The sequence below is a fragment of the Sulfurimonas sp. genome, assembly GCF_019429335.1.
In the GTDB taxonomy this organism is placed as follows: Bacteria; Campylobacterota; Campylobacteria; order Campylobacterales; family Sulfurimonadaceae; genus Sulfurimonas.
In genome coordinates this window covers 1-14,898 of record NZ_JAHYJB010000041.1, presented here as the reverse complement: position 1 = coordinate 14,898, position 14,898 = coordinate 1, and the positions used below count along the sequence as shown (strand labels likewise).

Below are 14,898 nucleotides of genomic sequence, written 5' to 3'. Positions count from 1 at the left end.
CTAACACAAGACGTTTTATGTGCTGGTACTGTAGTCCAAAAAGGAAAGAAACCTGTTTATTATTAGCTTTTGTGAAAACTATGAGTCTTTAAGAACACACAACCATATTTTAACTATTTGGTTGATAGATATATTATACGAAGGAATAGAATGATAAATATGATGATTGGTTTCTTTAAAGACTTTTTTAAATATAAAGAGAGTGCTAAAAAGCAACAAGAGTGGTTAGAAAAGTATGCGAAGCAGAAAAATTATGCACTTAATCCGAGCTGGATGATGCTAACTAATCTTAAAAGTAATCTTTGTGAGATGGAAGCGACTTTCAGCAAGCGTTACTGTCCTTGTTTTGAGCCTTCCGGCGATGAAGAGTTAAACAAAAAGATGATGTGTCCCTGTAAATTTATTGATGATGAGATTGCCGAGTACGGGACTTGCCATTGTGCGCTTTTTGGTCCTGCTGAGTTGAGTAAAGCTGGCTGGAAGGCATCTTCAAAACGTCTTATGGATGAATATCAAGTGCCAAAAAATCTTAAAGACGGTGTTCTTGATACTCGCGGAATGCCACTTGATCCACGTCGCTTACTGCCCATTCCTGACATGATGCATCAGGTTAAGTCAACGCTAAATGGCTACAAAGGTGATACGCTTAGAGTTATAGTAGAACATAAACAAGAGGTTGAAAATCTAGAGAAAATAGCCCAATATCGAGGGCTAAAACTAAATAGTGTTGATAAAAACGGCCGTTTTGAAGCGGTGCTAGAGTTTAGAAAATAAGTTTTTACGGATGGGGAACTTTTATTTTAGAGTTTAAACTCCATCCTATAATTACCATCAAAAGCAAAACCCCAAAATCAGGCAAAAACCCGTAGGTAGAAGCCAAATAAACAAGCCAGAGTAAAATCGCGCCAAGCGGAGTAGGCACACCTGTAAAGTATTTGTTCACTTCGCCTGCATCTGCATTTATATTGAACTGGATAAGTCTTCTAAGTCCCGAAATAACATAGTAGATGCTTATAGCGGCTGCGACCGCAAGCATAATGGTCGAAAAATTTACTATATAAACCGCTTGAAAAATTAGAAAAACCGGAACAAGAACAAAGCTGAGAAAATCGGCAAAACTGTCAAGCTGAACTCCAAATTCGTTTGAGAGATTGTATTTTCTTGCAATCTTGCCGTCAAATATATCAAATGCTCCGCCAATCCAGGCCAAGATAATAGCTATAAAAAAGTTGTTTTGAGTTATAAAATATGTCGCCAGAAGTCCTGCGGTTATGTTTACAAATGTAAACATATTAGCAAGATTGAAGTGAGATGTGTTTGTAAATAAAAATTTCATTCTATGCCTTCTTTTAGTTGCGGAATTATATCGAAGTAAATGTTTAAAAAAGCACTCTTTAATAGAATATTAATTCTAAAAGAGCTACCATCTAAAAAAATATAACTAGTTTTTATATAAAAAATATTTATAAGAAAAAAGGAAGTGAAATGAGTTTGTTAAATAATTTTAAGATAAAGCAGATATTGGTTTTTGTCTCAGTTATTGTCATAGGTGTTTTGCTGTTTACAACAGTAGTAAACCATAAAAGTATGAATATGATAGAGGAGCACTCAAATAAGCAATCAGAGGTGGTGCTGCCGAATCTTTTTGATTTTTTGGAGCTACAGCTAAACATTATTCAGATTCAGCAGTGGCTTACGGATGTCTCTGCAACAAGGGCAGAAGAGGGGTTTGACGACGGCTATTCGGAGGCGGGCAAATATTTTATAAATGCAAATCTTGTTTTGGACAAGCTCATTAAGGCGCATAAAGAGCATGGTGAAGATGAGATGACAAAAGAGCTTGAGAATTTTAAAGTTGACTTACAGGAGTACTATAAAGTTGCCATAGAGATGGCAAACACATATGTAAACAATGGGACTAGCGAGGGAAATAAGGTTATGGAAAAACTTGACCCTTTTGCCGAGAAACTATCAAACATGCTTGATGAGTGGGTTGGTGAACATAAGAAAAAGTATGCAGAAGCGGCAAAAAAGATAAAGAGTAGCATTACTGATTTTAGCATACAGAGTGTTGCGCTATCGCTTATGCTTATTGTTGTTATAAGTTCTGGTTTTATAGTAATTAGTCTGATTGTAAACTCCATAAAAAAAATAGATATATATCTTGAGAAATTGGCAAAACTTGATTTTACTACGAAACTAGATCTTGTAGGAAATAATGATATAGCAATTATTGCAAGAAACTTATCTAAGGTTATTGATTCAATCAAAGATTTTATAGCCGAAGCTAAAAGATCTTCGGGCGAAAATGCGTCTGTCTCATATGAACTATCCACGACCTCTGCTCTTGTTGGCAAAAAAGTTGAAGATGTGATTCAAATCGTCAACAGCGCAAACGAAAAAACTAAAAAGATAACACAGGATATACGATCATCCATATCAAATGCAAGTTCATGCCATAACAATACGACTACTGCAAATGAAAATCTTACTGAAGCTACAAAAGAGATTATGCGCCTTACCGCTGATGTTCAAAAAACCGCTGCCATAGAAGTCGAAATGGCGGAGAAGATAAATCAGTTAAATGCGCAAGCAGAGCAGGTTAAGAGCGTTTTGGGTGTAATCTCGGATATTGCTGAGCAAACGAATTTGCTCGCACTTAACGCAGCAATAGAAGCTGCTCGTGCAGGCGAACATGGAAGAGGATTTGCCGTGGTTGCAGATGAGGTAAGAAAACTTGCGGAGAGAACTCAAAAAAGTCTTGTAGAGACACAGTCAACCATAAATATAATTATGCAGTCGGTAATGGAAGCAAGTTCACAGATGAATAAAAATTCTGAGAATATTCAAAATTTGGCGGATATCTCATCGGCAGTAGAGTCTAGAATAAACAAGACGCTAGCAATGATGAATGAAGCGGCGCTTGGAAACAAACGGAGTCTGGGAGACTACCAAGTTACATCTGATTTGGTTAACACAATCTCTGCGGAGATAGGAAATGCCAATGAACTTGTGGCTTCAAATGCAAGAAGTGTAGAAGAGATAGCAGCAGCAGCAGAGCATTTGAGCAATATGGCAGAGATGCTAAACCGTAAAATGGAACAGTTTAAGATATAAATAAAAGAAGCGGAGCATGGAGATGAGTAGATTTATTAAATTGAGTGTTGTTTGTGCCATGATGCTTCCTCTGTTTGTTATAGCCGATGAGAATCTAAAAGAGGCTTCAACTCTAAGCGGGATGTTTGAAAAGGGGAGAGTATCTGGTGAAGTCAGGTCGATGTATGTTGGGTATGAGCTCAAAAAGGCAGGAGAGAATGATATCTATGCCACTGCGATAGGCGGTCATTTAAAGTATGAATCGGCTCAGCTAAATGCTTTTAGCGTTGCTGCTGCTTTTGCCCTCTCGCATGATATCGGCTTTGCAACTGGAGACGGGGGTGTTAAGCAAAATCCTGAATTATCCTCATCTGATGGCGAGCATAGTCTCTTAAGAGAGGCGTATCTTAACTACAACGGCGGAGATTTTAATTTTCGTGCAGGTCGTCAGATGATTGACACTCCATTAGCGGATAGCGATGATATTAGGATGATAGCAAATACATTTGAAGCGTATGTTGCGAGCTATCAACTCTCAAACTTTAGCTTTATGGCCGGAAAGCTTCAAAAATGGCAGGGGTATGATGCTGATTTAGATAGCGGCTGGGTAAGGACAGGTGAAGATGGAACGTGGTTCGGCGGAGTAACTTATGCCGATGATATTGCCCAGGCAAATGCATGGTATTACAATATAACAAAACTTACAAATGCGGTATATTTTGACCTGACTTTAGGATATGAGATAGAGAGCGATATCTCTCTATCTGCCGGCGTTCAATACTTAAATGAGAGAGAGATAAGTAGCAGTGCAACGAAAGCGGATATCTATGGTGCTTTAGCTGAATTTTCTGCTTATGGCTTTACTTTTGGCGCGGCTTATAATAACTCTAGAAAACAAGCTGAGAGCGGAAGCTTTAGCGGTTTTGGCGGCGGAACTCTCTTTACAAGTATGGATACCATGATTTTGGATGAGATAACGTATGACCGTGATGCAGAGGCGCTGGTTGGTACTATAAGCTATGAGATAGATAAACTAAAGCTCTCTTACGCCTACGGTAATTTTAAGGGAGAAGCTGATAGTTTTGGTGACAGAGCGCATATAGTTGAACAAAATATAGGAGCCGAGTACATCATTATCGAAGACAAACTGCTTTTTCGCGCTATATATGTGGAGCAAGAAGATAGAGAGAGTTTGGCAAAAACAGACAATGACTGGAACCGTTTAGAGTTTATGGTTGCATACAGTTTTTAATTTAATCTATATTTAATATGATATTAATTATCATTATGAAAAATAAAAAGAAGTAGATATGCCAAATAAAAGAGACGACAAAGAGATAAAAACATTAATAGATTGCAAAAAGTCATGTATAGTCAAAGTTGTAAAATTAAATGCGCCTACTAAATTAAAACAGAGGCTAATATCTTTTGGAATAATGAAAGATGCAACACTGGAGGTATTAGAACACGCTCCCGCAAAAAGTACAATAGAGGTAAAAGTGGGCAAGATGAGAGTGGCTCTACGTGCTCAAGAAGCGGGCTTAATAGAGGTTGTGAAGACATGAGCAGCGATGTAAAAGCCTGCCCGATAACTGCAAAACATATAAAAGTTGCTCTTGTCGGACAGCCAAATGTAGGCAAAAGTATGCTTATAAACTCAATATCAAATGCGCATCTGCATGTAGGAAATTTCACGGGTGTTACAGTCGAGAAGAGCGAAGTTCTTTTTGATTATAAAGAGTACCATTTTACCGTTGTTGACCTGCCCGGGACCTATGCCCTAAGCGACTATTCAATCGAGGAGAGGGTAACAAGCGAGTACCTCTCAAATGCATATTATGACCTGATAATAAATGTTGTTGACTCTACAAATCTGGAAAAAAACCTCCAGCTTACAGCCGAGCTGATGAGTGTCGGCAAAAAAATGCTTATAGCTCTAAATATGAGTGATGAGGCAAAAAAAGAGGGGATAGAGATTGACAACGAGTATATGTCAGGTCTTCTTGGATTTCCATGTATAAAGGTTTCAGCTGCAACAAAAGAGGGTATCGGTGAGCTGATAGAGGCAATCCTTGGAGAGTATAAAAATGAGACGATTGAGTATAAACTTATCTTCAGCGAAGCCGTTGAGGAGGAGATAAGCGTAATATCCGAATATTTGGCTAAACATAAATATCAAGATGAAAATTCATACAGAAACATAGCGATAAATCTTCTTCAAAATGATAAAAATACATATACAAAACTGCATGACGAACCTATCTGGACGGAGTTGCAGCCTATTCTCATAGAGGCTTCAAGGCATGTCGAGCTGCACCATAACAGTAGCGATATAAAAGAGGCTTTTGCTTCGGAATACGCTTCATTCAACAGGGGTGTCGTCGCTGAGGTTTTAAAACAAGATAGAGAGAGCGAGAAAAAAAGTATTACCGATAAGATAGACTCTGTTTTGATACACCAAACATTCGGGATACCGATATTTCTCTTCTTTATGTGGGCGCTTTTTCAGCTTACGTTTGAAATTGGCTCTATCCCAATGGAGTGGATTGACGGCTTTTTCTCTTGGTTTGGTGACACTGTTGGTGCAACAATTCAAAATGACGATATTCGTTCCCTCGTTGTTGATGGGGTAATATCGGGTGTCGGCGCGGTTGTTTTGTTTGTTCCAAATATCGCCATTCTTTTTATCGGAATAGCTCTTTTGGAGAGTACAGGTTACATGTCTAGAGTTGCATTTTTGCTTGATGGATTTTTCCACAAATTCGGCCTTCACGGACAGTCGTTTATTCCGCTTGTAACAGGCTTTGGATGCTCTATTCCCGCTTACATGTCGGCAAGGATTTTAAAGAACGACCGCGACAGACTGCTGACACTCTTTATCATAGGATTTATGAGCTGCGGAGCGAGACTTCCCGTATATGTTCTTTTTGCAGGCGCATTTTTCTCGGAGAGTATGGCGGGAAATGTTCTGTTTGCCATATATATAAGCGGTGCGATGCTTGGGCTTTTTGCGGCTAAAGTTTTAAAACTTACCGCTTTTAAAGGCATAGACGAGCCGTTTGTTATGGAGATGCCAAAGTACAGACTGCCGTCGTTTAAGCTCATCTGGCACACGGTTGTTACAAAGACTTTGATGTATCTCAAAAAAGCGGGAACTTTTATAGCAGCCGCTTCAATGCTTATCTGGTTTCTAAGCAACTATCCTCACAATTTTGAGCTAGAAGAGAGTTATGCTCTCAAGATAGAGAGTGTTTCTGATGAAGAGACGAAAAAAAAGCTTGCAAACAGATTTTCTGAGGCTAATTTGGAGCAGAGCTATCTTGGTCGTATCGGTAAATTTTCAGAGCCGATATTTGCACCTCTCGGATTTGACTGGAAGATGAGCGTAGCTCTTCAGACCGGGCTTGCAGCAAAAGAGGTTGTGGTCTCGACTCTCGGTGTTTTATACTCTCTTGGCGATGAGGTAGATGAACGGAGTACCTCGTTAAAGGAGATAATTTCCAAAAATATCCCTTTTGCATCAGCGGTTGCGTTTATAGTAGTTGTTATGATATATCTGCCTTGTTTGGCGGCTTCTGTGGTCTTTACGCGTGAAGCAGGCGGTATAAAATACTTTTTTTATCTTTTGGCATTTACATCTATAGCGGCATATTCCTTGGCATTTATTGCCTATAGGGTGGCTCTGTTTTTTACAGCTTAATTATTACTTTGTTTTAAGAGAGCGGCTACTATGCTACATGTAGATAATTTTTAAGGAGTATAGCGTGGCAAAATTTGGAAATTCAATCATCAAGGGCTTAGAAATAAGCGAGATAATAACTGCGCTAAACAGAGCGTACGCAGACGAATGGTTGGCTTATTATCAATACTTCATAGAAGCAAAAGTGGTCAAGGGAATCATGAAAGACGCTGCTATAGTTGAGCTGACTCAGCACGCTGCAGATGAACTCAGACATGCGACAATGGTGGCCGATAGGATTATACAGCTTGGCGGCACTCCTCTGTTGAGTCCAAAAGAGTGGTTGATTAACACAAATTGCGGTTACGAGGAGCCTAAAGAGTTTGATGTAGTGTGTATTTTGCAAGACTCCATCAAAGGCGAGCAGTGTGCAATATCCATATACTCACAACTTGTTGATATGACAAGGGACAAAGATATAGTCACATATGACATTGTCTCTCAAATTCTTGCCGATGAGGTTGAGCATGAAGAGGATTTACAGGCTCTTCATGACGATATCACAGAGTTTATAGCAGATTTGAAAAAGTCTCTAAACTAGCAAAGCTGTTAAGATTTTATTGCTATTAACTAGCTATTAGTTGATATCTGTTAAGATTCATTTATGAAAAAAATATTAATGATTGAAGATGATTTGGAATTGGCGGAGATACTCACAGAGTATCTCCAGCAGTTTCAGTTTGAGGTTATCACAGAAGATGACCCTTTTAAAGCTGTAAGTATATTGAAGTTAGAGCCGTTTGATTTGGTTATCTTGGATTTGACTCTACCGGGTATGGACGGTTTAGAGGTTTGCGAGGCGATAAGAGAGCGTCAGGATATTCCTATTATTATCTCATCTGCTAGAAGCGATGTGACAGACAAGGTAAAAGCGCTTGAACTGGGTGCTGATGACTACATCCCAAAACCTTATGATCCAAGAGAGCTAGAAGCTAGAATACACTCAGTTCTTAGGCGTTATGAGGCGAAGTCACAGCAAAAAGAGGAGTCGAAAAGCGACTTCAAATGTGACAACTCTTCGATGACGATTACATACAAAAGCAGAAATATAGACCTAACAAATGCAGAGTTTGGCATTCTCTCTTATATGATTGCAAAACAGGGACTTGTCGTCTCAAGAGAGGATTTGATTCATAACGTAAATGCAATAAACGAGGATTCTTCAAACAAGAGTATCGACGTTATGGTTGGAAGAATCAGAAATAAACTAGGAGATAAATCTCTTATTGAATCGGTCAGAGGCGTCGGCTATAAACTTCTTAAGTAAACAACTTTTCACTTTGGAGCTGGTCCTATGCGCCAACATGCTGTTTTAATAACCGTACTCTTTGCGCTCATAGTCACAATAGTGAGTGTTAGTGTAGTTTTTTGGGAGTTCTTTCAGCTAAATAAACAGCACTACATAAGCCATATTTTTACAAAACATGCAACAATCACACAGATATATCGCCAGCATCAGCAAAAACTAGATTCGCAGATTATGCTTGAGGCAAATTTGGCGGTATATAATTTTGTACTTGAAAAAGATGAGAGAGATATAGCAATAATCTTAAAAAATGCAAAACTTCTAAAGAAAAAAGATTTTCAAAACGTAAACTCATCTCTGCTCTTTTCTGGAGACGGTTTTTACACAAGAAGTATTGTTGTAGACTTAACGGCAAGCATGCTGGAATTTAATAACAAAATATACTTCTATATTCAGGCGCCTTCATCCTCCGTTCTTATACTTGATGAGGAGCTGAAACCGTATAAATATTGGAACGTGGCTTACGCGTACCTTGTAATTATTCTTATACTCTCTCTCTCTTTTGTACTTATTTTACGCAAATTAAAGCCGTTAATCAGGCTTAGAAAGAAGATAGCGCTATATGGTGATGGAGATATGAACATCTCTTTTCAAGCTAAAGGGTGCGACGAGATAGCCTTGATTTCAAATGAGCTTGAGGCAACAAGAAGAAAAATAAATGTTATTTTAGAGTCACGTACTCTCTTCTTGCGAAATATTATGCATGAGCTAAAAACTCCTATAGCAAAGGGGACCATTGCAACACAGATGCTGGAGTCTCAAAAACAGCGGGACCGATTTAGCTCTATTTTTGGACGCCTAGAGTCTCTTGTAAACGAGTTTGCGCTTATTGAAGAGGTTACAAGCCTTGGAGATAAAACTGACTTTAAGGAGTACCGTCTTGTAGATATTATTGACGGAGCTATCGATATGGCAATGATTGAGAGAAGCAGTGTAACTATCGATGTTGATGCAAGCCATAAAATAAGCGCGAACTACAGGCTCTATACGACCGCAATTAAAAATATGATAGACAACGGCATTAAATATTCTACAGATTCGCATGTAACTATCTTGATAAAAAACGGCGAATTGGCATTTGAGAGTAAAGGGGCGTGTATATCGCATCCTCTGAAATATTATATAGAACCTTTTACAAAAGACAACCCAGCTAAAAATAGCTTTGGACTAGGGCTTTATCTTGTTGACTCTATTCTAAAAGTGCACAATCAAGTCTTGGCGCATGAGTATGAAAACGGCGTTAATCGCTTTATATTTGCGTAAGATTTTTGGGTGAAAACTACTGATATGAAAAAATATATGATAAGAGGATTTGTTGCGCTTTTTGCAATATTTTTCTTCACATTCGGCTGGATTACACATTTGCTATATGATGACGCAAAAAAGACACTGAAAGAGTCAACTCTTAAAAAGATAAAAAAAGGCGGCGTTTTAAATGTCGTACTGCTGAACTCACCCTCAACATACTACATCGGCTCAGACGGACCAAAAGGTTTTGAGCATGATCTTCTAGAAGCATATGCAAACCATTTAGGCGTAAAATTAAGTATTACTACGGCAAACACTACAAAAGAGGCAATTGAACTCAGCAAAAATCCGAATATCCATATTACCTCTGCCGCGCTCTCTGAAACAAAAGAGAGAGAGAAGTCGTTTAACTTCGGACCCTCATATTTTGAAGCGCAAGAACAGGTTATCTGCAATAAAGGTATGCTCTCAAACGGAAGGTTTCCAAGCAACGTTGATGACCTCTTTGGCTTAAAAATAGTTGTAGGCGAAGATACAGGCTATAGTGAAACTATAGAGCAGTTAAAATCCGAGGGCTTTGACATAAACGCCACACACACATCTGAATTTTCAACGGAAGAGTTGATTGCACAGGTAGATACCAACGAGATAGATTGCACAATCGTAGACTCAAATATTTATGCTCTAAATCAGCGCTACTATCAAAACATAGCTCTTGCATTTGACATAAGCAACAGAGTACAGCAGGCATGGGTTTTGGCGCCTAATTCCAAGTTGTTAAAAGATGACATGTACTCTTGGCTAAACTCTTTTAATCAAAGCGGAGAGATGGCGCGGCTAAAGGACCACTACTACAGCTATGTACATCTCTTTGACTATTATGACACTATTATGTTTCATCAACGTATAAAAACAAGGTTGCCAAAGTATGATAAGTACTTCAAAGAGGCCTCTTTAAAATATCAGATACCATACTCAGTTTTGGCAGCACTCTCTTATCAGGAGTCTCACTGGAATCCAAACGCAAGAAGCTATACGGGCGTTAGAGGATTGATGATGTTGACGCAACCAACGGCTGAACTCCATGGAATTGAAAACAGGATTGATCCAAAGCAGAGTATATTTGGCGGGACGAAACACTTAAGCTTGATGATAAAGAGTGTTCCCTCTGAAGTAGCCGGAGAAGACCGCCTGAAATTTGCTCTTGCTGCTTATAATATCGGTTTGGGACACGTTTTTGATGCCCAAAAATTGGCACAGCAGATAGGGCTAAATAAAAACAGTTGGCCTGATTTAAAGAGGGTTCTGCCACTTCTTTCCCAAAAAAAGTACTATAAAACTCTAAAACATGGATATGCAAGAGGAAGCGAAGCCGTTAAATATGTTGATGCAATATATGATTACAGAGACATTTTGCAAAAAAACAGCTACGAGCCACTTTTAAGCAAAGAGGAGAACGACGAAATATGAGTATAATAGTATGAAATCATTTGATTTTTTTGATAAGCTTGAGCAAAAGAGCAAAGAAGAGTTGCTAGAGGTAGCGACTTTTATGAAAATTCCTGCCGGCATGCAGCTATATTCTCAAGGTGATATCTGCGAGGATATTTTGTTTTTAACCAAAGGTCGCGTTCGTGTTATTAGACAGCATGAAAATGGACAAAGCGTGCTTTTGTACTATTTTGAACAGGGCGAGCAGTGCAATGTCAATTTTACGGCAGCGTTTAATTCCGCTCCTGCCGTAGGTACTGCAATAGCGGAGACGGATTTAGAAGGATTTGATGTTCCTGCCGCACTTGCAGCACGTCTTTTTGTCGAAGATAAAGGTTTTCAGGGCTATGTTTTTGATCAATATATAAGACGTATTGAATTTATGGCAACTATGATTGAAGATATACGCTTTTTAAGTTTAGATACGCGGCTTCTTCACTGGTTGCAAGGGCATGATAAAAAAACACTGCATATATCACATGAAGAGATAGGAACAATTCTTGGAACATCACGCGAGGTTGTAAGCAAGATTTTGAAAACATTTGAAAAAAATCAAATCGTTAAGTTATCAAGAAAAAAGATAGAGATTTTGTAATATGCAATCTTATGTAATCGTTGTCACATAAAAAGTTATTATAGTTATGATACAATATTTTTGATTTTACAAAACAAAAGGAGAGTATATGAAAAGGTTTAATTTTTTATCGTTAGTTGCAGCAGCTGCAATGGTTTTAAGCGTTGGTGCTACGTCACTAAGTGCTGAAGGGATGAAGTGCGGTGATGCAAAAAAAGAGATGATGCAAAACGGCAAATGCGGTGATGCAAAAAAAGAGATGAAAAAAGACGGCAAATGCGGTGATGCAAAAAAAGAGATGAAAAAAGACGGCAAATGCGGTGATGCAAAAAAAGAAGCGCCTCAGGCAGGCAAGTGTGGCAAAGGAAAATGCGGCGCTAACTAGTAGTGCCTCTTAAGCAGAGTTTCTCTGCTTAAAAATCTATCTTCATTCTATCTTCGGCAAAAATCACATCCCCTGAAAAATCCTTATGAATTAGTTTGAGAGTCTCTTCCTCATGCATTTTCGTTCTTTTCATTCTGTGCGTCAATATAATTTGTTTCACTTGAGCTTTTACGGCAATCTTTGCAATTGTAGATGGCGTCATATGCAACTCTTTTGCAAAATCATTTGTTTCTTGAGGTATAGCATGATGTGCTACAAAGAGATCTGCTTTGTATGCGAATCTTTCTAGGGTGTTTTGCTCATCATTTGTGTCCCCGCTAATAACAATAGATTTTGAACCTACATCTATACGCAAAGCAAGTGAAGGGACTATGCCATGATGAACCGTAATAAAATTAAGTGTAAAATCTTTGTATCCTAATGTTTCTCTCTCTCCTTTAGGTATTTCAATGGGTATGAGTTCAAAAGAATCACTCTGCGATGTGAGGATGTCTTGCATGTACCGATACGCTCCTTTTTTACCGAATAGAATCTCCACAAATTCTCTAATGGATGGAAAATAGTTATTGCCGTAAGGTCCAATAATATCCAAAGAGTTTTCTCGATTTGTAAAAAATCCTGCTTTCATAAAAGAGGGAAGATCTGCACTGTGATCGATGTGCATATGCGTAAGGACAACAGCATCAAGATCTTCTACGGTCGCACCGCTTTGTTCAAAGCGCAGCATGGAACCACTTCCGAGATCAATGAGTAGTTTCGCTCTGTCATCAATCCATAACAGATAAGAGGTGCTGGCACGCCCATCTATCTCAGGGCCTCCTGAACCGAGTATCTCAAATCTTATATTTTTTCCATGAATGAGTGTTAAGGTTAGACAAAAAATTAAAAAAAATTTCATAGTTGTACTCCGATTTAAAATTTATGGATTACATATCCTTAAACTGTTCCTTTATTTCAAGAAAGTGTTCCAGATTTTCCATAAGAAGTGTAACAAGTTTTGGTTCAAAATGTTTACCTTTCTCGCTCTCAAAAAGATTTAAAATATCTTTCACCTCCCATGCTTTTTTATAGACCCTATCGCTTGAAAGCGCATCAAAAACATCTGCTACAGCAGTGATACGACCAAAAATATGAATTTCTTCTCCAGCTTTTGCATTTGGATATCCGCTTCCATCCCATTTTTCATGATGCTCCCCTGCAACGATAGCGGCAGCTTTTAGGATCGGCTTATTGGAGTGTTTAAGCATATCATATCCTAAAGCTGCATGTCTTTTCATCACTTCAAACTCTTCAGATGTGAGTTTGCGCGGAGCATTTAAGATTGCATCAGGAATAGCGATTTTGCCAATATCGTGCATGGGACTTGCCATCTGCAGAAGAGTTGCATCCTCTTGGCTCAAACCGTACAAAACAGCAAGCTTGTAGGAGTAGAGTGCTACTCGCTTTACATGATTTCCTGTCTCTTTTGAACGCGTTTCGCCTATCTCTCCCATAGCATAAATAATATCTTTTTGAGTCTCTTCAATCTCTTTGTTGAGGGTTATGAGCTCTGTGACATCCGTAAAGTAAGCTAAGATAAGTCGCTCTTCTTGAATCACTTTTATTTCAACTTGGTATGAGGTGCTTTTGTTTTCAAAAAATATGATATCTTGCGTGTTTTTTACAGCTACCTCTTTTGGATTTTTGATACTTAAAGACTCAAGAGAGGTGATTTCTAGAAGATCTTTATGTGATGCTTCATTGCGAAAAAGAATCGCGCCTTTTTCGTTAAAAATGAAAACAGGAGAGTTTCTATGCTTTGGAAGAAGAGAGAGATAGTAATTTTTTAGACTATATTTTTGATTGAGATTGAAAAGTGCATAAATAAAACAAAATCTCTTTAGTGCGGTATAAAATATTACTAGGGACATAACTGCCAAGGCATAAGAAGATTCATAAATTGAAAAAAACAGGATTAAAGATGCAATCGTAAAACGAATATTGGACTCTTTGTGGCTCATATTGCAACTCGGTTTTTTAGACATGTGACACTCCCCTTATTTAGAATGAAAAAAGTATATCATTTTTTATATGAGACAAATGTAATCAAGCTTACATACAGAGTTATAAATATCTGTTATGATATGTCAATTTCAAATTGATTAAGGAGTGTACTATGAAGTGCAAACAGATATATATTGAGTTTTCGAGATTGAGTGAGTATTTGAAATCATTTGCTTTGTTGCTAGCGCGTTTGGCGGTTGCTTACGGGTTTTATGAGCCTGCTATGATGAAGTGGGGTGATATAGCCTCTGTTTCCGATTGGTTTGCGTCCTTGGGCATACCGTTTCCAACGCTCAATGCTTATATGGCGGCAAGTACCGAGATAGTCGGCGTAATACTGCTTACTTTAGGGCTTTTGACACGGTTTATTTCACTGCCGCTTATTGTCGTCATGATAGTCGCTATCGTGACGGTGCATCTTCCAAACGGTTTTTCTGCAGGTGATAACGGCTATGAAATACCACTTTACTACATGTTGTTTTTACTTATCTTTGTATCGCATGGAGCAGGCAAATTTAGCCTTGACAGACTTTTTTTCGGTGAGAAGAGCTAAAACATGGAAGCACTTTTAGATTTTAAAGATGCGGTAATTCAATATAATTTTCCGCTTCTTCTCTTTTTGCTTCAGGCTTCATTGATTGTTTTTGCTCTTATATCCCTTGTTTTGTTTGTCTATGACAGATTTATCCAAAGAGAGGATCAGCTACTTATCAACTACCCTCTTATAGGGCGTATGCGGTATCTTTTTTATCTCCTGCGCGATCCGATGAGGCAATATTTCGGGGATGAGAAGTTTTACGAATCCTTTGACAAAGTAAAATGGGTTTATGACTCAGCAGAGAGAAAAGCCGCGTATGCCTCTTTTTCTCCGGGACAACCGCAAAAATCCGCACGGCTCTCTATTAAAAATGCAAACTGTGTGCTAAATACGGAGGATGTGAGCGAGGAGTTTGGGGTTACTTTTGGGCAAGATTCAAAGCACCCTTTTAAAGCTCGCTCAGTTTTGGGCAGAAGCG

At 38.5% G+C, this 14,898-nt stretch carries 14 protein-coding genes and 3 pseudogenes; 13 read left to right on the top strand and 4 right to left on the bottom strand.

What is annotated here, in order from left to right; all coding sequences use genetic code 11:
* The first annotated feature begins 150 nt into the window (after positions 1–150).
* On the top strand, positions 151–774 hold the full coding sequence (locus tag K0A91_RS10245; protein ID WP_295010093.1) for a ferredoxin-thioredoxin reductase catalytic domain-containing protein: 624 nt from the start codon (positions 151–153) through the stop codon (positions 772–774).
* A 4-nt stretch (positions 775–778) separates the two neighbouring features.
* On the opposite strand, the gene K0A91_RS10240 is transcribed toward K0A91_RS10245, so the two are convergent.
* Positions 779–1,336 (bottom strand): CDP-alcohol phosphatidyltransferase family protein, encoded by a 558-nt coding sequence (locus tag K0A91_RS10240; protein WP_295010092.1) that lies wholly within the window; start codon positions 1,334–1,336, stop codon positions 779–781.
* Between the two features lie 149 nt (positions 1,337–1,485).
* On the opposite strand from K0A91_RS10240, the gene K0A91_RS10235 reads away from it, so the two are divergent.
* The 10 genes from K0A91_RS10235 to K0A91_RS10190 all read left to right on the top strand — a co-directional run bounded on the left by K0A91_RS10235 (position 1,486) and on the right by K0A91_RS10190 (position 11,839).
* Positions 1,486–3,117: a methyl-accepting chemotaxis protein gene (locus K0A91_RS10235; protein WP_295010091.1), complete on the top strand. Its 1,632-nt coding sequence runs from the start codon at positions 1,486–1,488 to the stop codon at positions 3,115–3,117.
* A gap of 22 nt (positions 3,118–3,139) precedes the next feature.
* Positions 3,140–4,348, top strand: coding sequence for an OprD family outer membrane porin (locus K0A91_RS10230; protein ID WP_295010090.1), 1,209 nt, complete (start codon positions 3,140–3,142; stop codon positions 4,346–4,348).
* Positions 4,349–4,406: 58 nt separating this feature from the next.
* Complete coding sequence (locus K0A91_RS10225) at positions 4,407–4,661, top strand: FeoA family protein (protein WP_295010089.1); 255 nt, start codon at positions 4,407–4,409, stop codon at positions 4,659–4,661.
* On the top strand, positions 4,658–6,796 hold the full coding sequence (gene feoB, locus K0A91_RS10220) for a ferrous iron transport protein B (protein ID WP_295010088.1): 2,139 nt from the start codon (positions 4,658–4,660) through the stop codon (positions 6,794–6,796). Before K0A91_RS10225 ends, feoB begins: the two co-directional genes overlap by 4 nt.
* A 64-nt stretch (positions 6,797–6,860) precedes the next feature.
* A complete protein-coding gene (locus tag K0A91_RS10215) occupies positions 6,861–7,376 on the top strand; it encodes a ferritin-like domain-containing protein (protein ID WP_295010087.1) in 516 nt (171 codons plus the stop codon).
* 63 nt (positions 7,377–7,439) lie between these two features.
* Positions 7,440–8,102 (top strand): response regulator transcription factor, encoded by a 663-nt coding sequence (locus K0A91_RS10210; protein ID WP_295010086.1) that lies wholly within the window; start codon positions 7,440–7,442, stop codon positions 8,100–8,102.
* Between the two features lie 27 nt (positions 8,103–8,129).
* A complete protein-coding gene (locus K0A91_RS10205; RefSeq protein ID WP_295010085.1) occupies positions 8,130–9,404 on the top strand; it encodes an ArsS family sensor histidine kinase in 1,275 nt (424 codons plus the stop codon).
* 24 nt (positions 9,405–9,428) lie between these two features.
* Positions 9,429–10,859 (top strand): membrane-bound lytic murein transglycosylase MltF, encoded by a 1,431-nt coding sequence (gene mltF, locus K0A91_RS10200; RefSeq protein WP_295010084.1) that lies wholly within the window; start codon positions 9,429–9,431, stop codon positions 10,857–10,859.
* A 10-nt stretch (positions 10,860–10,869) separates the two neighbouring features.
* A complete protein-coding gene (locus K0A91_RS10195; RefSeq protein ID WP_295010083.1) occupies positions 10,870–11,475 on the top strand; it encodes a Crp/Fnr family transcriptional regulator in 606 nt (201 codons plus the stop codon).
* 88 nt (positions 11,476–11,563) lie between these two features.
* The gene (locus K0A91_RS10190; protein WP_295010082.1) at positions 11,564–11,839 is read left to right on the top strand and encodes a hypothetical protein; all 276 of its coding nucleotides are present in this window, start codon (positions 11,564–11,566) and stop codon (positions 11,837–11,839) included.
* A 28-nt stretch (positions 11,840–11,867) separates the two neighbouring features.
* On the opposite strand, the gene K0A91_RS10185 is transcribed toward K0A91_RS10190, so the two are convergent.
* The 3 genes and pseudogenes from K0A91_RS10185 to K0A91_RS10175 form a co-directional block, all read right to left on the bottom strand.
* On the bottom strand, positions 11,868–12,737 hold the full coding sequence (locus tag K0A91_RS10185; protein ID WP_295010081.1) for an MBL fold metallo-hydrolase: 870 nt from the start codon (positions 12,735–12,737) through the stop codon (positions 11,868–11,870).
* Between the two features lie 28 nt (positions 12,738–12,765).
* Positions 12,766–13,398: pseudogene (locus K0A91_RS10180) on the bottom strand (HD domain-containing phosphohydrolase); the annotation flags it as partial.
* Between the two features lie 291 nt (positions 13,399–13,689).
* Positions 13,690–13,839: pseudogene (locus tag K0A91_RS10175) on the bottom strand (YgaP-like transmembrane domain); the annotation flags it as partial.
* Positions 13,840–13,994: 155 nt separating this feature from the next.
* Here K0A91_RS10175 and K0A91_RS10170 point away from each other — a divergent pair.
* Both K0A91_RS10170 and K0A91_RS10165 read left to right on the top strand, forming a co-directional pair.
* Positions 13,995–14,435, top strand: coding sequence for a DoxX family protein (locus K0A91_RS10170; RefSeq protein WP_295010080.1), 441 nt, complete (start codon positions 13,995–13,997; stop codon positions 14,433–14,435).
* 3 nt (positions 14,436–14,438) lie between these two features.
* A pseudogene (locus K0A91_RS10165) lies at positions 14,439–14,898 on the top strand (FMN-binding glutamate synthase family protein); the annotation flags it as partial.